This window comes from Lacisediminihabitans sp. H27-G8, from assembly GCF_046156175.1.
Taxonomy (GTDB): domain Bacteria; phylum Actinomycetota; class Actinomycetes; order Actinomycetales; family Microbacteriaceae; genus Lacisediminihabitans.
Genome location: NZ_JAYLVL010000003.1, coordinates 466,700 through 486,057, shown reverse-complemented (window position 1 = coordinate 486,057; position 19,358 = coordinate 466,700). Strand labels below are relative to the sequence as shown.

The following is a 19,358-nucleotide window of genomic DNA, read 5'->3' as shown; positions in this document are numbered from 1 at the left end:
CCGAGCGCCACATCGGAACGGATGCCGCGGCCCAGTCAGCGATGCTCGGCGTGCTCGGCTACAAAACTGTGGATGAGCTGGTGCTCGCCGCTGTCCCGGCATCCATCCACGTCGACGGGTTCCGCGCCGCCGCCGACTCGGTGCTGCCGCCCGCGGCGACCGAGCGCGAAGCGCTCGCCGAACTCCGGGTGCTCGCCCGCAAGAACACCGTCAACCGCTCGATGATCGGTCTCGGCTACTACGACACCATCACCCCGGCCGTGATCAAGCGCAATGTGCTGGAGAACCCGAGCTGGTACACGGCCTACACGCCCTACCAGCCCGAAATCTCCCAGGGGCGTCTCGAGGCGCTCATCAACTTCCAGACGATGGTCACCGACCTCACCGGCCTCACCACCGCCAACGCCTCGATGCTCGATGAGGGCACCGCAGTCGTCGAGGGCATGATGCTCGCTCGTCGCGCCTCGAAGCGCGAGAGCAACACCTTCATCGTCGATTCGGATTCCCTTCCGCAGACCCTCGCGCTGCTCGAGAACCGTGCGGCCGCCGTCGGCATCGACCTCGTCGTGCTCGACCTGGCGGAGCTTCCCCGCGACTCGATCGAGCTTCCCGAAGCCTTCGGCATCTTCGTGCAGTACCCGGGCCGTTCCGGCCGGGTCTGGAACCCGAGCTCGGTCATCGCCGCCGCCAAGGCCACGGGTGCCCTCGCTGTCGTCGCCGCCGACCTGCTCGCCCTCACCCTGATCGCCTCCCCGGGCGATCTCGGCGCGGATGTCGCGGTCGGCACGAGCCAGCGCTTCGGCGTCCCGATGGGCTTCGGCGGGCCGCACGCGGGCTACATGGCCGTGCGGGCCGGACTCGAACGCCAGCTTCCCGGACGCCTCGTCGGAGTCTCGCAGGACGCCACCGGACATCCGGCCTACCGCCTCTCGCTCCAGGTGCGGGAGCAGCACATCCGCCGGGACAAGGCGACCTCCAATATCTGCACCGCCCAGGTGCTCCTCGCCGTCATGGCCTCGATGTACGCGGTCTATCACGGCCCGCAGGGCCTGCGTCAGATCGCCACCCGGGTGACCCGCCTGACGCGGGTGCTCGCCCGGGCGGCCTCCGAAGCCGGTCACACCGTCGAATCGGCGAACTTCTTCGACACGATCACGCTCCACACCAAGACCAAGGCCTCTCGGCTCGTCGAGCGGGCGCACTCCGCTGGATACCTCATTCATCTCGTCGATGAGGATCACGTGCAGCTGTCGGCGGACGAGACGACCACCCTCGACGACGTGCGCGCCATCGCGCGCATCCTCGGCGAGGATCTCGCCGACGAGACCGTGCCTGACGACCTCGAGTGGATCCCGGTCGACCTCGAGCGCCGCAGCGCCTACCTCGAGCACCCGGTGTTCAACACCCACCGGTCCGAGACCTCGATGATGCGCTACCTCAAGCATCTCGCCGACTACGACTACGCACTCGATCGCGGCATGATCCCGCTCGGATCGTGCACCATGAAGCTCAACGCGGCCACCGAGATGGAGGCCGTCACCTGGCCCGAATTCACGGGGCTCCACCCCTTCGCCCCCGAATCGGACGTCGAGGGCTACCTCCAGCTGATCGACCAGCTGCAGAGCTGGCTTGCGGATGTCACGGGCTACGACTCCGTCTCCCTTCAGCCGAACGCGGGCAGCCAGGGCGAGCTCGCCGGTCTTCTGGCCATCCGCGGCTACCACCGCTCCCGCGGTGACAGCCAGCGCACGGTGTGTCTCATCCCGCAGAGCGCCCACGGCACGAACGCGGCTTCCGCGGTGCTCGCCGGCATGCGTGTGGTCGTGGTGGCCTGTGACGAGCTCGGCAATGTGGATGTCGACGACCTCCGTGCGAAGATCGCCGAGCACGCCGATTCCCTCGCCGCGCTGATGATCACCTATCCCTCGACACACGGCGTGTACGAGCACGAGGTCGGCACGATCTGCAAGGCCGTGCATGATGCCGGCGGCCAGGTCTACGTCGACGGTGCGAACCTCAACGCCGTGCTCGGCTTCGCCCGCTACGGCGACTTCGGCGGGGACGTCTCGCACCTCAACCTGCACAAGACCTTCTGCATCCCTCACGGTGGCGGCGGGCCGGGCGTAGGCCCGGTCGCGGCGAAGGCGCACCTCGCGCCGTTCCTCCCCGGACATCCGATGGCGCAGCGCGAGCTGCACGCGGGTCCTCCCGTGTCCGCGGCCCCTTACGGCTCGCCGAGCATCCTGCCCATCAGCTGGGCCTACGTGCGCATGATGGGCGCCGACGGCCTCCGGGAGGCGACCGGCGCCGCCGTCCTCGCGGCCAACTATGTGGCCGTGCGCCTGCGCGATCACTTCCCGGTGCTCTACGCGGGCGACAACGGCCTGGTGGCGCACGAGTGCATCCTGGACCTCCGTCCCCTCACCGAGGCGACCGGTGTCACGGTCGACGATGTGGCCAAGCGCCTCATCGACTTCGGGTTCCACGCTCCGACGATGTCGTTTCCGGTCGCGGGAACCCTCATGGTCGAGCCGACGGAGAGCGAAGACCTCGACGAGATCGACCGCTTCATCGACGCGATGATCGCCATCCGAGCCGAGGCGGATGCCGTGGCCTCCGGCACCTGGCCGCTCGCCGACAACCCCCTCCACAACGCCCCGCACACGGCGCAGTCCGTGATCGAGGGGGAGTGGACCCACCCGTACAGCCGTGAGCAGGCCGTCTACCCGGTACGCAGCCTCATCCGCTCCAAGTACTGGCCGCCGGTGCGTCGCATCGACAACGCCTATGGCGACCGCAACCTGGTCTGCGCCTGCCCGCCACCGGAGGCTTTCGAGTAGGGCGCCTGCTGGTCTGGTAGCGAGCGTCACCGAGCGTATCGAGACTCGGCACCCCTTCCCGGAGTGCCTGTGCGCCGCCAAACCTCTCGACGTGAAACTTCTCGCGCGAAGGGACTACACCCGCCAGGGTCACTTCGTCGTGCGCTCGCTCGGAGTCTCGACCTCGCTGGAGGGCGTCGCGCTCTTCGCGCGCGACCTCGTCGAGGATTCCCGCTGGGATTCCCGCCGGGACTGGCTGCTCCGGCTTGGCGATGTGTCCCGTCAGGACCGTAGTACCGCTTCCCGGGCGTATACGGACATTCCGGGCCGGCACGCTGGCCCGGAATGTCCGCGCAAGCCCGGCTGGAGATGCGCCCCGGCTGGAGGTGCGGCCCGGCCTGAGGTGACGCCCGGCTGGAGATGCGGCCCGGCTGGAGGTGCGGCCGGGCAGGGCGACATCGCCGGGACGAGGCTCGGCAACGGACCTCCAGCGCTACTTCGCGACCCCGAACAACCCCGGGAACGCGGATGCCGCCCACGGGTACCCCACGAAGATCGCCGTGTCGATCACGAAGTGTGCAATCACGAGGGGGAGCACCCGGCCGTAGCGGGAGTACAGCCAGCCGAACAGCGCGCCCATGGCGAAGTTACCGACGAAGGCCCCGAAGCCCTGGTAGAGGTGGTAGGTGCCCCTGAGGAGCGCGGCAGACAGGATGATCGGCCACGTCTTCCAGCCCAGATCGCGCAACCGGGCGAAGAGGTAGCCGATGACGATCAGCTCTTCCTGGAGGCCCGCGCGGAGGGCCGAGAGCACGAGGATCGGGATGGTCCACCAATAGGTGTCGAGAGGGGACGCGGACACCGTCACGCCGATACCGAGGGCCTTGCCTCCCAGGTAGACGAAGATGCCGGGGATCCCGATCAGGAGCGCTAGTCCCAGCCCGAGCAGGGAATCACGGCCAGGACGGTCGAAGGCGAGCCCGAGGCGGGCGAGGTGTGGTCGCGCCGTCTGCCACAGCAGGAAGCAGACGAGGGCGACCGGCACCAGATCGAAGAAGATGGCGAGGAACTGGTAGATGAAGTCGAAAATGGCCCGGGTGTTGAGCGAATTATTGAGGGATTGCACCTGCTGGGAGAGGGGCGTGGGTCTCGTGAGACTGTCGGCGAGGGACACGATCGAATAGACCGCCGATGCGCCGAGCGACAGGCCGAGCACGAGAACGATCTCGCCCCTGATCCGCCGCCGCGACGGTACATCCACCGGGTCGAAATTTGTGGAATCCGACAAAGGTGGCGTTGACACGGTTTCGATGCTACGCCCTCCATTCGGTCAGTTCACACTTTGAGACACCGCGGAATCGCAATATTTGTGCGAAATCTCCTGCGATCGCGCAATGAATCTTCCCCGAGCGCAACAATTTGTTAGGTCTGTTACCACTGTGTAACGTTTGCCTCTACAGTTTGGCTCGGGGAGCACCCCCTACTTAGGGTTCTTCTATCTAGCGCGGCAAAACGCTCAGGATCGTGCTGCCGTTTGCTCATCTTGCACAGGAGGAAAATTGAAAATCAGAGGAAGATTGGCGCGCAATGCGATCGCAGTCGTCGCCATCGCCGGCGCCACGGCATTCGCGCTCGCCGGGTGCACAACATCCGGTACGCCGACCCCCACCACAGCAAAGGGCGGAACCGTCACGGTGGCCACGGTGAACGACTTCACGTCGTTCAACTACAACACTCCGGACGGCAACCTCGACACCAACGGGTTCGTGTCCTACATGACCACCGGCGGTTTCTACTATGTCGACCCGAAGTTCAAGGTCATCTACGACAAGTCATTCGGAACTCTGACCAAGACGTCGGATTCGCCGCTGACCGTCAAGTACACGCTCAAGAAGGGCCTCAAGTGGTCCGACGGCAAGCCGATCACCGCGGATGACATGGCCCTCACCTGGGCGATCAGCACCGGCTTCTACGACTCCGGAACCACGAACGACAACGGTGACGTCACCTCCGGTACCAACTACTTCTCCACCGCCGGAAGCACCGTCGCCCTCAACGGGCCCTCCTTCCCGGTTATCAGCTCCGACGACCTCTCGATGACGATGAAGTACACCGACCCCTACGTCGACTACGCGATCTTCTCCCCGATCTCGCAGCCGGCTCATGTCGTCGCCGAGAAGGCCGGCCTCAAGAGTGCGGCCGACCTCACCGCGCTGCTCAAGAAGCTGCCGAAGGGTGACTCGGCCAAGCCGGCCGCTGCCGACCCGACACTGCAGAAGGCTGCCGAGTTCGTCAACCGCGGATACGACGTCACGGCGATGCCGACCGACAAGTCGCTTCTTGTCTCGAGCGGACCGATGGTCGTTTCCGACTTCGTCCCCACCCAGTCCCTCACCCTGGTGAAGAACAAGTACTACACGGGTGACCATGAGTCCAAGGTCGACAAGATCGTGCTCCGCAACATTCCGGACGCCAACGCGCAGGTCTCCGCACTTGCGAACGGCGAGGTCGACGTGATCAACCCGCAGGCATCTGCCGACACGCTCACCGCCCTCAAGGCGACGAGCGCGAAGGTGATCGTCGGAGCCCAGGCGTCGTACGACCATCTCGACCTGTCGTTCAACGCCCCGGTGTTCCAGGACGCGAAGGTGCGTGAGGCGTTCCTCAAGACCATCCCGCGCCAGCAGATCCTCGACGCGATCGTCACGCCGGTCGACCCCAAGGCGAAGGTGCTCGACTCCGAGCAGTTCCTGCCGCAGCAGTCCGGCTACGCCGACTCGGTCAAGGGCAACGGTTCTTCCGCCTACGACAAGGTCGACATCGAGGGAGCCAAGACGCTCCTCGCCGGCGCGACCCCGACGATCAAGTTGATGTACAACACCAAGAATCCGAACCGCGTCGATGAGTTCCAGGCCATCCAGGCCTCGGCCACGAAGGCCGGCTTCAAGATCGTGGATGCCGGATCGCCCGACTGGAGCAAGAAGCTCGGCGACGGAACCTACGACGCAGTTCTCTTCGGTTGGATCAACCCGGGCTTCGGCTATGCCGGTGTCCCGCAGATCTGGTCGACCGACGGTGGCGGAAACTACAACGCCTACAAGGGAACGGACAAGCTGGCTCTCTCGACCCAGTCGATCCTCGACACCAAGAAGATCGATCCGATCCTGCAGAAGATGGACAAGCAGGCGTTCGATGACGCCTACGGTCTTCCTCTGTTCCAGCTGCCCGGCATCACCGGAGTAACGAGTCGCATCACCGGTGTCGACACGTACTTCGCCGGCCAGACCGGCCCATTCTGGAACTTCTGGGAGTGGACCGTCAAGGGTAAGTAGCACCACCACGGTGACCTGCGGCTCTCGGTACACGACGAGCCGCAGGTCACCGCTTTCACGCCGCCGGGCGAATCCCTGGTGGCGTGGGTAAGATTCTTCAGGCCCGTCCGTCACAAACGGACCGTGGACCCCCGTAACATTTCCAGTGCCGGGGAGGCGACGAAGCCTTCCGTACCGGATAACCGAACCAGCAAGGTACCTATTCGATGGTGAGTTTCATCCTGCGGCGAATTCTCGTCTCAGTCCTCGTGCTGATCGCGGCGTCGTTCATCATGTACATGTTGACCGCGTATTCGGCGCACCCCCTCGATGACCTGTTGCAGAGCAACGCTCTCAACAAGCAGAAGCTCATCCAGGCCCGCATCCAGGCCCTGCAGCTGGATGTCCCGCCCCCGCTGCGTTGGTTCCTCTGGATCGGCGGCGCCGCGAAGTGCCTCATCCCCCTCGCGAACTCCTGCGACCTCGGACAGACCATCTCTAACGCGGAAGTCATCGACATCCTGCCCCGGGCGATGCAGTCGACCGTGCAGCTCGTCGCCGGTGCACTGATCCTCGCGATCATCCTCGGTCTGGCTCTCGGCATCATCACCGCCCTTCGCCAGTACAGCGGACTCGACAACGTCGTGACCTTCACGAGCTTCTTCCTCTTCTCGCTTCCCTCGTTCCTCATCGCGGTGCTCCTCAAGGAGTTCATCGCCATCGGGTTCAATGACTTCCTCGATAAGCCGATCATCGCGATCGGGGTCGTGATAGCGATCGGGTTGGTGCTTGGGCTCGTCGTCCAATCGATTATCGGCGGCGAGATGAGGCGAAGACTCATCGTGGGCGGTGCAACCGCCGTGATCTCGGCGATCGTCCTGTACGCGATCTCCCTGTCCGGATGGCTGCTGCACCCCGGCCTCGGGCCGATCGGCATCTTCATGCTCGCCGGGGGCATCGGTGTGGGCACGACCGCGCTCGTCGCGGGGCTCCGAAACCGTCGAGCGCTCATCACGGCCGGAATCAACGTGGTGGTCGCGATGATCGCCTACTTCAGCCTGCAGGGCCTGTTCAACATCTCCTCCGCCGGCACACTCGTCATCCTCGCGATCGTCACCGTGGCAGTCGGTGTCGTCACCGGCTTCCTGATGGGCGGCTACGACCGCGGACAGTCGATACGGGTCGGAGCGATCACGGCGGCGCTCTCCGGCGGACTGGTGCTGCTCGACCGCTTCATGCAGTCGTGGCCGCTGTACCTCAGCGACACCAACAATCGCCCGATCGCGACCGTTGGCAACCAGACGCCGAACCTGGGTGGCAACGTCTGGGAGTCGGGGATCGACACCTTCACCCACTTCCTGCTTCCGACGATCGCCCTTCTGCTCATCTCGTTCGCCAGCTACACGCGCTACGCCCGCGCCGGCATGCTGGAGACGATGGGCCAGGACTACGTGCGCACCGCCCGTGCCAAGGGCCTTCCCGAGCGCACCGTCGTCGTGCGCCACGCGTTCCGCAACATGCTCATTCCCATCACGACCCTCGTCGCCTTCGACGTCGGGGCCCTGCTCGGTGGGGCGATCATCACGGAATCGATCTTCGGCATCCCCGGTATGGGCCAGTTGTTCTTCGCCGGCCTCGGCCGCGGAGACCTCAACCCGGTGATGGGGTACTTCATCGTGATCGCCGGTATGGCGATCCTCTTCAACTTCCTTGCCGACCTGGCCTACGCGGCCCTCGACCCGAGAGTGAGGGTTCGCTGATGTCCAACGACGAATCGACCACACTGGCCGCAGAGGCCATCATCTCCGAGAACAAGCCGCCCGAGAGCCAGGGTCGTTTGATCTTCAAGCGGTTCATGGGCAACAAGGTGGCTGTCGGAGCTCTCGTCCTGGTCTTCCTGATCGTGATCTTCTCGATCTCCGCTATCGGACTCGGTCCGATCCACGGCTGGTGGAAGTACGGCTACACCGATCTCAATGACCAGCAGAACCAGGGCGCACCGACGATGTCGCTGCTGCCCAAGTGGCTCGGCGGCACCGGGATCGAGATCGGCAATCACCCCTTCGGGCAGAATCGCATCGGCAAGGACTACTTCGCCATGACGATGCGGGGAATCCAGAACTCAGCCCTGGTGATGGTGGTGCTCGGCTCGATCGCTACTTTCATCGGCGTATTCGTCGGGGCGATCGCCGGTTACTATCGCGGCAAGACCGATGCGATCCTCATGCGCATCACCGACGTCTTCATCGTGATCCCAGCCCTCGTCATCGGTGCCGTCGTCGGAAACGCCTTCGGTGGATTCGGAGCGCCGACGCTGGCGATCATGCTCGGGTTCTTCTCCTGGATGGGCATCGCGCGACTGGTGCGCGGCGAGTTCCTCTCCCTTCGCGAGCGCGAGTTCGTCGAGGCGGCCCGGGTGGCCGGGGCATCCGATGCGCGGATCATCTTCCGCCACATCCTCCCCAATGCCCTCGGCGTGGTGATCGTGAGTGCGACGCTGATCATGGCATCCGCCATCCTTCTTGAGACGGCGCTGAGCTACCTCGGTTTCGGTATCCGGGCACCCGATGTCTCCCTCGGCAACCTGATCTCGGACAACCAGTCGGCCTTCCAGACCCGACCGTGGCTGTTCTGGTGGCCCGCGCTGTTCATCGTGTCGCTCGCGCTCCTCGTCAACTTCGTCGGTGACGGTTTGCGGGATGCCTTCGACCCGCGGCACCGCCGGTTCAAGCTGCGTCGCATGCAGGAGGAACGCCCGAGTATCGCCGAAGACGAGAACGTGCGTGCCGGCGACGACAGCGACCTGATCGACCCCGGCACGAAGTGACCGACCGGCGAATCGCCCGGTTAGGCGATGAGAAGCGCCGGTACCGAGGCGACGAGCAGCGCAGCGAGAGCGGCTATCGAGTACCAGTGCCAGCGCGTCGTCACCGTGGTGGAGTCGGCGACACCGGCCTCGATCTGCCCGGATACCTGCAGCAGCTCCCAGCGCGATCGCACCACCTCGGCCGCAGCGCCGGACTCGCTCGACGGAAGGTCACCCGGACGCACCTTGTTGGTGCTGTGTGGCGCTGTGCGACGGATCTCGCGCTCGGCAACAGCCGCACTGCGGTATCCGAACGATCTTCCGGGCGACGGAGCAACCCACACCTCGATCTTCCGTCCGGGAGTGAAGAGCGTGAGGGCGAACTTCGTGTCGATGTTCACGAGGGCGTTCCAGGGCACCTGCACGGCACGAAATGGATTCGTCACGACCACGCCCTCGTCACTCACCACGAGCAGTGGTCGCCAGAGCGCCTCCCAGACCAGCAGGTTCACGAGAGCCAGCGGCACGAGGTAGGCGAGCTGTTCCGGTCGATTGATGAAGAAGAGCGACACGGCGATGGTCAGGGAGATCACCCAGGCTCCGATCGCTATCGTGCGATTGAAGCGGGAGGCGATGGTCTCTCGCTCTGGACCGGGCAACTGGGGCATATCCCCATCGTCTCAGGCCCGGCTCGAAATCCCCACACAGCCCCATCCCGGAACTCCGGCGCACGTATTGCACGAAAGGCACACTCATGACCGCGACCCCCGCGACCGCTTCGACGGATGCTGCCACCCCGGTTCTCGAGGTGACCGATCTCAATGTCGACTTCGGCGTCGACAACCAGTGGGTGCCGGCCGCCCGCCACATGAACTACCGGATCATGCCGGGCGAGGTGCTCGCACTCGTCGGTGAGTCCGGTTCGGGCAAGAGCGCCTCATCGATGGCCCTTCTCGATCTTCTGCCCTCCAACAGCCGCATCCGGGGCAGCATCAAGCTGAATGGCGAGGAGATCACCGGCATCCGCGCGAACCAGATGCGACGCATCCGCGGCGGGGAGATCGCGGTGATCTTCCAGGAGCCGATGACGGCGCTGAACCCCGTCTACACGGTCGGTTCCCAGATCATCGAGACCCTTCGCGTTCACTACGGCATCGCTCCGTCGGAGGCGAAGAAGCGCGCGATCGAGCTGCTCGGCATGGTCGAGCTTCCGGATCCGCTCAAGGCATTCAACTCCTACCCGCACCAACTGTCGGGCGGCCAGCGCCAGCGTGCGATGATCGCGCAGTCGATCTCCTGCGACCCGACGCTGCTCATCGCCGACGAGCCGACGACCGCCCTGGATGTGACGGTGCAGGCCGAGATCCTCGACCTGCTTCGCAGCCTGCGCGACCGGCTCAAGAGCGCCATCCTTTTGATCACCCACGACATGGGCGTCGTGGCAGACATCGCGGACTACATCGCCGTGATGAAGGATGGCGTGATCGTGGAGACGGGAACGGCGCTCGAGATCTTCTCCAACCCCCAACATCCCTATACCAAGGCACTTCTGGCCGCGGTGCCGCACCTCGGACAGCGCGCGGGAGCAGAGATCGACACGACCGCGGCTCTTGCGGCCGAGACGCCAGACGCGCGTGAGCGGATCTCGATCAACGACCGCGCTGTCGAAGCATCCCGGGTCGCTGCCGCGCGGGACACCCGACCGGTCGTGCTCGATTTCGACGATGTGGTGATCGAGTACCCGAAGCACGGTCGAGTGCCGGCCTTCCGTGCCGTCGATCACGTCGACCTGAAGGTGCACTCCGGCGAGGTCGTCGGCCTCGTCGGCGAGTCCGGTTCGGGCAAGACGACCCTCGGTCGCGCCGCGATCGGGCTGCTTCCGATCACCGAGGGCACCCTCACTGTCACCGGCCAGAACATCTCGAAGGCCAACCGCGACGAGATCCGCCAGCTGCACAAGAAGGCCGGCATCGTCTTCCAGGACCCCGCCTCGTCCCTCAACCCGCGGATGCCGGTCGGTGACAGCATCGGCGAACCGCTTCTCCTCGCCAAGCAGATGAAGGGCCAGGCGCTGTTCAACGAGGTCGAGCGGCTGCTCGACAGCGTCGAACTGCCGCGCGCCTATCGCGGGCGCTTTCCCCACGAGCTCTCCGGTGGGCAGAAGCAGCGTGTCGGCATCGCCCGGGCGATCGCGCTGAAGCCGCAGCTGTTGATCGCGGATGAGCCCACGAGCGCGCTCGACGTGTCGGTGCAGGCCAGGGTGCTCGAACTTCTGCAGGGCCTGCAACGCGAAATGCAGTTCGCCTGCCTCTTCATCACCCACGACCTCGCCGTCATCGACGTGCTCGCCAACCGCATCGCAGTGATGCACCAGGGCAAGCTGGTGGAGGTGGGAACCCGCGACGAGATCCTGCGCAACCCGAAGCAGCCCTACACCCAACGCCTGCTGGCCGCGGTTCCGCTTCCCGACCCCATCCTGCAGCGTGAGCGCCGCGAGACCCGGCGCGAACTGTTGCGAGCGGGATCCTCCGAGTAGTGCACGAGGGCTGAGGACTGTCGGGCGCCGCGCAGCCGATCGCTACGATGGATCGGATGCGCAAGTCACTGGTAGCCGCACTCCTCGTCCTCGCGGTGGCGGGCATCGCCCTCTCGGGATGCACCGCGACGGTGACCAAGGGCAGCACCGTGCGTGTCGCGGTGAGCCAGGCCTTCTCGTCCTATAACGCGAAGACCTCGTTCGGCAACGTCGCCGCCAACGCCGGTATCGTCACCGCCACCAATTCGCAGTTCAACTACTACGACAATCGTCCGGCGCTGCAGAAGGATGAGTCCTTCGGCACGTACCAGGTCGTGTCGAAGCAGCCGTTCCGGGTGAAATACACCATTCGCGACGGCGTGAAGTGGTCGGACGGCGCCGCGGTCGACGGGGCCGACCTGCTGCTGTCGTGGGCGGCGAATTCGGGAGCGCTCAACACCCCCGGCTTCGACAATGAGAGCTACACCGATCCCGACACCGGGCGCTACACGAAGCCGTTCCCCGCGGGTGTCGTGCACTTCGACGGTTTCAGCGGCAACGGCCTGCAACTGGTGACGAAGACACCGGTGATCGGCGACGACAACCGTTCGCTGACGCTCACCTACGACCATCCGTTCGTGGACTGGGAGCTCGTCTTCGGGGTGGGCCTTCCCGCTCATGTCGTGGCGCAGAAAGCCCTGGGGGTGGAGGGGGCGACTCGGGCCGAGGACGCTCTCGTCACGGCGATCCAGAAGCGTGACACCGCGAAGCTCTCGAAGATCGCCCGCTTCTGGGACACCGGTTTCGACTTCACGACCATGCCTAAAGACAAGAGCCTCGTCATCGGCACCGGCCCCTACACGCTCACCGGACTGACCGCGACGGGGGCGACCCTCACCGCCAACCCGCACTACAGCGGCGACCACCGCTCGAAGTTCGAACGCGTCGAGCTGCGGTTCATCACCGATCCGCTCGCCGCGGTGGCTGCGCTGCGTGCCGGCCAGGTGGACGTGATCTCCCCGCAGCCGAGCGCGGATGTCGCGAAGGCACTGCTCTCCGTGGACAACGCGACGGTGCTGAGCGGCTCCGACGGTCCGTACGAGCACCTCGACCTGCAGTTCTCGCACTCGCGAAACGGAACCTTCGACGACCCGGTCGTGCGCAACGCGTTCCTGAAGACGGTGCCTCGCCAGAAGATTCTGGATGACTTGATCGTGCCGCTGCAGGAAGAGGCCAGGTTGCGCTCGTCGCAGGTCTTCCTCCCGGGGGAGCAGGGGTATGCGACATCCGTGCGGGCGAACGGATCGAGCGCCTACGCCACGGTGGATATCGAGGGAGCGAAGACGCTGCTCGCCCAGGCCGGGGTCGTCGGCCCGCAGGTCTGCATCCTGTTCGACCCCTCGAATCCTCGCCGAGTGGCCGAATACACTGCGATCCGGGACTCGGCCGCCCTCGCTGGCTTCACCGTGACCGACTGCTCGAGCACCGACTGGCGGCAGTTGCTTGGCACCGACGGCGCCTACGACGCCTCGCTGTACGCGTTGCGGCCCTCCAGCCTGGCGGTGAGTGCGGTATCCGCGGCCTTCCGCAGCGATTCTCCGGTGGGCAACGACAACTTCTACGCCAACCCCGACGTGGATGCCCTCATCGATTCCCTCAGCGCCACCGCCGACCGCAGCCAGCAGCGCGCCATCCTGCAGAAGATCGACGCCCGGGTCTGGGCGGATGCCTACGGGGTGCCGCTCTACCAGTTCCCGGCGGTCACCGCCTTCAACGATCACGTCACAGGGGTGGCCCCGTCACCGCTGTCGCCGAACCTGCTGTGGAATGTCTGGGACTGGTCGCCGGTTGATAAACGGTAGTACCGGCTGATAATCGGTAGTACCGGGGCCGCACACGGTAGACTGTGCAGTGCGGAGCACCACCGACGTGATTCTGCCGTCACTGAACGATCGTGGCCTCCCTCCTTCTCGAGACAAATCTGGACGTATACCTATGGCAATCGCCACCCGTAATGACCTGCGCAACGTAGCGATCGTCGCTCACGTCGACCATGGAAAGACCACCCTCGTCGACGCCATGCTGCGCCAGACGAACTCCTTTGCCGCCCACGCGCACCTCGAAGAGCGCGCGATGGACTCGAACGACCTCGAGCGCGAAAAGGGAATCACGATCCTCGCGAAAAACACCGCGGTGTCGTATTCCGGTGTGCACGCGACCGACGGACCGATCACCATCAACGTGATCGACACCCCCGGTCACGCCGACTTCGGTGGAGAGGTCGAGCGCGGTCTCAGCATGGTCGACGGCGTCGTGCTCCTCGTCGACGCCAGTGAAGGTCCGCTGCCGCAGACCCGATTCGTGCTGCGCAAGGCGCTCGAGTCGAACCTTCCGGTCATCCTGCTCGTCAACAAGACCGACCGCCCGGATGCCCGCATCGATGAGGTCGTCACCGAGAGCCAGGACCTGCTCCTCGGCCTCGCGAGTGACATGTCCGACGACTACCCCGACCTCGACCTCGACGCGATCTTGAACGTGCCGATCGTGTACGCGTCCGGCCGTAACGGCGCCGCGAGCTGGAACAAGCCGGAGAACGGCTCGCTTCCCGACAACGACGACCTCGAGCCGCTGTTCGACGCGATCCTGCAGCACATTCCCGCGCCGCGCTATGACGACGAGCACCCGCTGCAGGCTCACGTCACGAACCTCGACGCTTCGCCCTTCCTCGGCCGCCTCGCCCTCCTGCGTGTCTTCAACGGCACCATCAAGAAGGGCCAGACCGTGGCCTGGGTCAAGCACGACGGATCCGTGCACAACGTCAAGGTCACCGAGCTGCTCATCACGCGCGCTCTCGACCGCTTCCCGACCGAGTCCGCGGGACCGGGTGACATCGTCGCCGTCGCCGGCTTCGAGGACATCACCATCGGTGAGACCCTCGCCGACCCCAACGACGTGCGCCCGCTGCCGACCATCACGGTCGACGACCCCGCCATCTCGATGACCATCGGCACCAACACCAGCCCGATGATCGGCAAGGTGAAGGGCCACAAGCTCACCGCCCGCATGGTCAAGGACCGCCTCGACCGCGAGCTCGTCGGTAACGTCTCGATCAAGCTCGTCGACATCGGACGCCCGGACGCGTGGGAGGTGCAGGGTCGTGGAGAACTGGCCCTGGCCATCCTCGTCGAGCAGATGCGTCGCGAGGGCTTCGAGCTCACCGTCGGCAAGCCACAGGTGGTCGTCAAGCGCGTCGACGGCAAGATCCACGAGCCCTTCGAGCACCTGACCACGGATGCCCCGGAGGAATACCTCGGCGCCATCACCCAGCTCCTCGCTTCGCGCAAGGGCCGCATGGAGGGCATGTCGAACCACGGCACCGGCTGGGTGCGCATGGAGTTCGTCGTGCCGTCGCGTGGACTCATCGGATTCCGCACAGAGTTCCTCACGATCACGCGCGGATCCGGCATCGCCAACGCCGTCTCGCACGGCTACGAGCAGTGGGCCGGTGAGATCACGACCCGTGTCAACGGCTCGATCGTCGCCGACCGCGCCGGTGTCGCAACCCCCTTCGCCATGGTCGCCCTCCAGGAGCGCATGTCGTTCTTCGTCGAGCCCACCCAGGAGGTCTACGAGGGCATGGTCGTCGGTGAGAACTCGCGTGCCGATGACATGGACGTGAACATCACCAAGGAGAAGCAGCTCACCAACATGCGCCAGTCCACCTCGGACACGTTCGAGCGCATGACCCCGTCGCGCAAGCTGACTCTCGAGGAGTGCCTCGAGTTCGCCCGCGAGGACGAGTGCGTCGAGGTCACCCCCGAGTTCGTGCGCATCCGTAAGGTCGAGCTGGCCGCGGGCGACCGCGCCCGCCGCGTCTCCCGCCTGAAGAAGCAGAACGCGTAGCCGGTCTCGATACGCTCGCTGTCGTTCGCTACTCGACCACCGTCTGGTGGTCGAGTAGCGCCGTCTCGGGCGCGTATCGAGACCGTATTGTCGAGATATGTCCCGGGCCCTAGGCTGGGCCGCATGTCTCACTCGGTTAAGCGCCTCACCGTTCCGATCGCCATCGTGATCGCCCTGCTCGCCGGCCCGGCGCTTGCCGGATGCTCGGTGCAGAACCTCGTGCACGATGTCACCGGTGGCAAGGTGGATGTTCCCGGCAAGAGCGTGCCGAAGGACTTCCCCAGCGAGGTTCCTCTCGCCTCCGGCGAGGTGCTCTCCGGCGCCGGCGTCGGGGACGCGAAGTCCAAGATCTGGAACGTGAGCGTGCGCGCCGCGGACAGCACAGCGATCAACGACGTGCTGGCCAGCCTCACCTCGGCAGGCTTCGAGTGCAAGACCCTCACGGAGACCACCGCCGACGGGGGAGCCCTCGTCGGCGACAAGGACACCCTGAATGTCGCCGTGGTGGAGATCAAGGACGACAAGGGATTCGTGCTCAACTACACCGTCACCAAGGGTGACGGCAAGTAGCGTCAGCTGAAGAGGGCGGCGCCGACGAAGCTTCCCTCGCGTGCGCCCGGCGGTACGGCGAAGATGCCCGATCCGACGTGCCGGAGGTATTCGTTCATCGCGTCGTTGCCCGCGAGCTTCCGCTGGATCGGCACGAACTGGGTGCGCGGATCCCGCTGGAACGCGATGAAGAACAGCCCGGCGTTGAGACGCCCGAGATCGTCGTTGCCGTCGACGAAGTTGTACCCGCGCCTCAGGAGCACAGCGCCGTCGTTCTGCGTGGGATGCGCGAGGCGCACGTGCGAATGAGCATCGATGGCGGGTTCGCCGTCCTGCTCCGCAGCGAAATCCGGTTCCGTGAACTCGGTGCCTCCGCTGCGGGGGGCGCCCTGGCTCTTCGTGCGGCCGACGACGCGCTCCTGCTCGCGGAGGGCGGCCCGGTCCCAGGTCTCGATGGTCATGCGGATCTTGCGCGAGACGAGGTACGAACCGCCGGTCATCCACTCCGCACCGTCTCCCGCCGGTACCCAGATGTGATCGTCGACGATCGAGCTGTCTTCCGCCTTCACATTGGCCGTGCCGTCCTTGAAGCCGAACAGGTTGCGTGGCGTCACCTGTGCCCGAGTGGTCGAGGAGGTGCGACCGAAGCCGAGCTGAGACCAGCGGATGGATGCCCGCCCGAACGCGATCCGGGAGAGATTGCGGATCGCGTGCACCGCTACCTGAGGATCGTCGCTGCAGGCCTGGATGCACAGGTCGCCGCCGACGAGGGACTCCTCGAGTGCGTCGCCGGAGAAGTGCGGCAGATCGACCAGCGCTGCGGGGCGGCGGGACGACAGCCCGAACCGGTCATCGAAGAGGGAGGGGCCGAATCCGAAGGTGATGGTGAGTCCGGAGGTGGGGAGGTCGAGGGCCTCGCCGGTGTCATCCGGCGGAGCGTCATAGGGCCCCTCGGTCGCCCCGTCGCCGACGGCCTTGCCCGCGGTCATCCGTGCTGCCGCGGAGGTCCAGTCCGTGAGGAGGCCGATCAGGTCGGTGCGACTGGTGCCGGAGACGTCGTAGCTCGCGAAGTGGAGGCGATCCTGGGCAGCCGTGGTGATTCCCGACTGGTGGGCACCGTAGAAGGGATAGGAGGCCGAAGCCCCCGAATCGCCGGTCGCGGCACTCGCCATGACCGCGCGATCCGCTCCGATTCCCACACCGGCTCCGACCACGCCGGCTCCCGCGAGACCGAGCAGGCCGCGCCGGGAGAGTCCCTTCGATTCGGTCGGCACGCCAGCCGGGGGCGATTTCCTGGCCATCGGACGGCTATTTCAGCAGGGCGGCGGTGAGCTTGCTGAGCGGCTCGCTCAACCCGTTGACCCCGTCGGCGAGTTGGCGCACCTGCGTGCTGGTCAGGTCGTCGTATGAGGGAAAACCGGTGCTGAGGGAGCCGTAGGTGGCGAGCTGCTTCTCCAGCGCGGCGAATTGCGCATCGATCTGCGTCACGAGCTTCGGGTTTTTCACAGCGACGACATCGCGCACTCCCTCGTAGGCGACCCGCGCGCCCTCGAGGTTGGCCTGGAAGTCCCAGAGGTCGGTGTGCGACCAGATCTCCTCTTCACCGGTGATCTTGCCGTTCGCGACCTCGTCAAGCAGGCCGATCGCACCGTTGGAGATCGCGGCGGCACTCACCGCGTAGGACTCGGTGTTCACGGCATCCGCCAGCTGCTGGGTGTTCGTGGTCAGCTTCGCGGCGAAGGTGGCGCGCTCGGCAGGGGTGAGGGCCACGTAGGTCGCTCCGCCATTGTCGGCGGCATCAGGCGGCCACAGGTCCTTCTCGAGGCGGTGCCAGCCGGTCCATTGGTCGCCTTCTGCCACATCAGCCTCGCGGAAGTCGATCTGCGGGTCGAGGTCTCCGAAGGACTCCGCCACCGGCTCGATGCGCTCGTAGAAGGCTCGCGCGGCCGGATACAGCGTGCGGGCCGTGGCGGTGTCGCCTGCGAGGTAGGCGTCGAGGAATGCAGCGGTGGCCGGGATGAGCTGGGAGACCTGGTTCTTCACGTAGGCCACGTAGTTGGCAGCGGCGGCGGCGGTCTGGGTCTTTTCATCTCCGGCGAGTTGGATCCGCTTGCCGGAGTCGGTCACGGTGAAGGTGGCGCGCCCGATGCCGTCGCCCACCATTCCGGGCTTGCAGGTGGTGAAATACGTGCCGGCCGCGAGTTGCACCGTGAGCGTGCGCGGAGCGCCGGGCGCGATGTTCTCGACCTCACCCACGATGCGCAGGCCGTCGTCGGCGAGCACGTAGAACTCGGTGGCCTGGTCGGTGGAGTTGGTGATCGTGAAGGTGACGGTGCCGCTCGGGGCCGTCGCCGCAGAGACGGCGCAGTCCGAGGTGCTGCTGGCCACCGAGAGCTTCGTGCCTGCCGCGGCACGCGACGAGGATGCCGGGGTGTTGGGTACGCAGGCGCTCAGCACGAGCAGGGCGATTGCGGCCGTCGCCGTGACGAAGAGGGTTCGGAAAGTCGGGCGCGAGGTCATCGGGCTCCTTCGGTGACGGGGTTCGGGGTGCCGGGGACAGGAGTGGCTTTCGTCGGTTGCGCGCCGCGAATGCGGCTGATGAACAGGATCAGCACGGGCACGACGTAGAGGGTCCAGACGATCGCTTCGAGCCACGTCGTCGCGGGGGAGAAGTTGATGCTGCCCTTGAGCAGGGTGCCGTACCAGCTGGCCGGCGGGATGGCCGACGAGACGTCGAAGGCGAGTGCACCGAGCCCAGGCAGGATGCCGGCCTCCTGCAGGTCGTGAACGCCGTAGGAGAGCACCCCGGCCGCGACGACGATCAGGAACAGTCCGGTGTAGGTGAAGAACTTCGACAGGTTGATGCTCAGCACCCCCCGGTAGATCAGGTAGCCGAGCACAATGGCCACCAGGATGCCGAGTGCGGCACCGAGCAGGGGGAAGGTGGTGGACCCGGTGGCCTGCACCGCAGCCCAGAGGAACAGGGCGGTTTCGATGCCCTCGCGACCCACCGCGAGGAACGCGACGAGCACCAGTCCCCAGCCGGCGCCGGCGAGGTGCCTGTCGATGTCTGATCGCAGGGTGCCGCTGAGATTGCGGGCCGTCTTGAGCATCCAGAAGATCATCCAGGTGACGAAACCGGTCGCGACGATGGAGAGCGTGCCGCCGATGGCCTCCTGGGCTTCGAAGCTCAGGCCGTAGGCGCCGAAGGTGAGGAGCGCGCCGATGGAGAGCGCGAGCACGACGGCGAGGCCGACGCCGGCCCAGATGCGTCGCAGCACGTCGCGGCGACCGATTTTGATGACGTAGGCGACGAGGATACCCACGACGAGCGCGGCCTCGAGGCCCTCGCGGAGGCCGATGAGAAAGTTTGCGAACACGAGAGAATCCTCTTCAAAAGGTTGGTAAGGCTAACCTTACTAGATCCATCGGGCTCGTGCGCTGCCGCACCGTGC

General features: G+C 65.7%; 13 protein-coding genes. 8 read left to right on the top strand and 5 right to left on the bottom strand.

Annotated elements, in window-relative coordinates; all coding sequences use genetic code 11:
• Positions 1-41 precede the first annotated feature (41 nt).
• Positions 42-2,840: an aminomethyl-transferring glycine dehydrogenase gene (gcvP, locus tag VLI63_RS11625; protein WP_409157244.1), complete on the top strand. Its 2,799-nt coding sequence runs from the start codon at positions 42-44 to the stop codon at positions 2,838-2,840.
• A 472-nt stretch (positions 2,841-3,312) separates the two neighbouring features.
• Here the strand turns inward: gcvP and VLI63_RS11620 are convergent, their stop codons facing one another.
• A complete protein-coding gene (locus tag VLI63_RS11620; protein WP_409157003.1) occupies positions 3,313-4,122 on the bottom strand; it encodes a CPBP family intramembrane glutamic endopeptidase in 810 nt (269 codons plus the stop codon).
• A 256-nt stretch (positions 4,123-4,378) separates the two neighbouring features.
• Here VLI63_RS11620 and VLI63_RS11615 point away from each other — a divergent pair, with 256 nt between their 5' ends.
• The 3 genes from VLI63_RS11615 to VLI63_RS11605 all read left to right on the top strand — a co-directional run bounded on the left by VLI63_RS11615 (position 4,379) and on the right by VLI63_RS11605 (position 8,957).
• Complete coding sequence (locus VLI63_RS11615) at positions 4,379-6,151, top strand: ABC transporter family substrate-binding protein (protein WP_354575742.1); 1,773 nt, start codon at positions 4,379-4,381, stop codon at positions 6,149-6,151.
• A 206-nt stretch (positions 6,152-6,357) separates the two neighbouring features.
• Positions 6,358-7,890 (top strand): ABC transporter permease, encoded by a 1,533-nt coding sequence (locus VLI63_RS11610; protein WP_354575743.1) that lies wholly within the window; start codon positions 6,358-6,360, stop codon positions 7,888-7,890.
• Positions 7,890-8,957 (top strand): ABC transporter permease, encoded by a 1,068-nt coding sequence (locus tag VLI63_RS11605; RefSeq protein ID WP_354575744.1) that lies wholly within the window; start codon positions 7,890-7,892, stop codon positions 8,955-8,957. Before VLI63_RS11610 ends, VLI63_RS11605 begins: the two co-directional genes overlap by 1 nt.
• Before the next feature lie 20 nt (positions 8,958-8,977).
• Here VLI63_RS11605 and VLI63_RS11600 read toward each other — a convergent pair whose 3' ends face one another.
• A complete protein-coding gene (locus VLI63_RS11600) occupies positions 8,978-9,604 on the bottom strand; it encodes a PH domain-containing protein (protein ID WP_354575745.1) in 627 nt (208 codons plus the stop codon).
• 86 nt (positions 9,605-9,690) lie between these two features.
• Between VLI63_RS11600 and VLI63_RS11595 the strand changes: the two genes are divergently transcribed.
• The 4 genes from VLI63_RS11595 (at position 9,691) to VLI63_RS11580 (ending at position 15,924) form a co-directional block, all read left to right on the top strand.
• The gene (locus tag VLI63_RS11595) at positions 9,691-11,472 is read left to right on the top strand and encodes an ABC transporter ATP-binding protein (RefSeq protein ID WP_354575746.1); all 1,782 of its coding nucleotides are present in this window, start codon (positions 9,691-9,693) and stop codon (positions 11,470-11,472) included.
• 56 nt (positions 11,473-11,528) lie between these two features.
• Positions 11,529-13,313, top strand: a complete 1,785-nt coding sequence (locus VLI63_RS11590; RefSeq protein ID WP_409157002.1) for an ABC transporter family substrate-binding protein — start codon at positions 11,529-11,531, stop codon at positions 13,311-13,313.
• A gap of 133 nt (positions 13,314-13,446) precedes the next feature.
• A complete protein-coding gene (typA, locus tag VLI63_RS11585) occupies positions 13,447-15,354 on the top strand; it encodes a translational GTPase TypA (protein WP_354575748.1) in 1,908 nt (635 codons plus the stop codon).
• A gap of 123 nt (positions 15,355-15,477) precedes the next feature.
• Positions 15,478-15,924 carry a hypothetical protein gene (locus tag VLI63_RS11580; protein WP_354575749.1) on the top strand — a complete coding sequence of 149 codons (447 nt, stop codon included), beginning with the start codon at positions 15,478-15,480 and terminating at the stop codon, positions 15,922-15,924.
• A gap of 2 nt (positions 15,925-15,926) precedes the next feature.
• Here VLI63_RS11580 and efeB read toward each other — a convergent pair whose 3' ends face one another.
• Genes efeB through efeU form a run of 3 tightly spaced genes read right to left on the bottom strand, consistent with a single transcriptional unit; the run spans position 15,927 to position 19,283 of the window.
• Entirely contained in the window at positions 15,927-17,204 is a 1,278-nt protein-coding gene (gene efeB, locus VLI63_RS11575; RefSeq protein ID WP_409157001.1) for an iron uptake transporter deferrochelatase/peroxidase subunit, read from the bottom strand.
• A gap of 7 nt (positions 17,205-17,211) precedes the next feature.
• Positions 17,212-18,423 (bottom strand): iron uptake system protein EfeO, encoded by a 1,212-nt coding sequence (gene efeO, locus VLI63_RS11570; protein WP_409157000.1) that lies wholly within the window; start codon positions 18,421-18,423, stop codon positions 17,212-17,214.
• Positions 18,420-19,283 (bottom strand): iron uptake transporter permease EfeU, encoded by an 864-nt coding sequence (gene efeU / locus VLI63_RS11565; protein WP_409156999.1) that lies wholly within the window; start codon positions 19,281-19,283, stop codon positions 18,420-18,422. Before efeU ends, efeO begins: the two co-directional genes overlap by 4 nt.
• Positions 19,284-19,358 lie beyond the last annotated feature (75 nt).

Bases quoted from the DNA above. Each gene is read 5' to 3' on its own strand.
- VLI63_RS11590 (WP_409157002.1), top strand. From the start codon at position 11,529: ATGCGCAAGTCACTGGTAGCCGCACTCCTCGTCCTCGCGGTGGCGGGC.
- VLI63_RS11580 (WP_354575749.1), top strand. From the start codon at position 15,478: ATGTCTCACTCGGTTAAGCGCCTCACCGTTCCGATCGCCATCGTGATC.
- VLI63_RS11610 (WP_354575743.1), top strand. From the start codon at position 6,358: ATGGTGAGTTTCATCCTGCGGCGAATTCTCGTCTCAGTCCTCGTGCTG.
- efeB (WP_409157001.1), bottom strand. From the start codon at position 17,204: ATGGCCAGGAAATCGCCCCCGGCTGGCGTGCCGACCGAATCGAAGGGA.
- efeO (WP_409157000.1), bottom strand. From the start codon at position 18,423: ATGACCTCGCGCCCGACTTTCCGAACCCTCTTCGTCACGGCGACGGCC.
- VLI63_RS11605 (WP_354575744.1), top strand. From the start codon at position 7,890: ATGTCCAACGACGAATCGACCACACTGGCCGCAGAGGCCATCATCTCC.
- VLI63_RS11595 (WP_354575746.1), top strand. From the start codon at position 9,691: ATGACCGCGACCCCCGCGACCGCTTCGACGGATGCTGCCACCCCGGTT.
- typA (WP_354575748.1), top strand. From the start codon at position 13,447: ATGGCAATCGCCACCCGTAATGACCTGCGCAACGTAGCGATCGTCGCT.
- VLI63_RS11600 (WP_354575745.1), bottom strand. From the start codon at position 9,604: ATGCCCCAGTTGCCCGGTCCAGAGCGAGAGACCATCGCCTCCCGCTTC.
- gcvP (WP_409157244.1), top strand. From the start codon at position 42: ATGCTCGGCGTGCTCGGCTACAAAACTGTGGATGAGCTGGTGCTCGCC.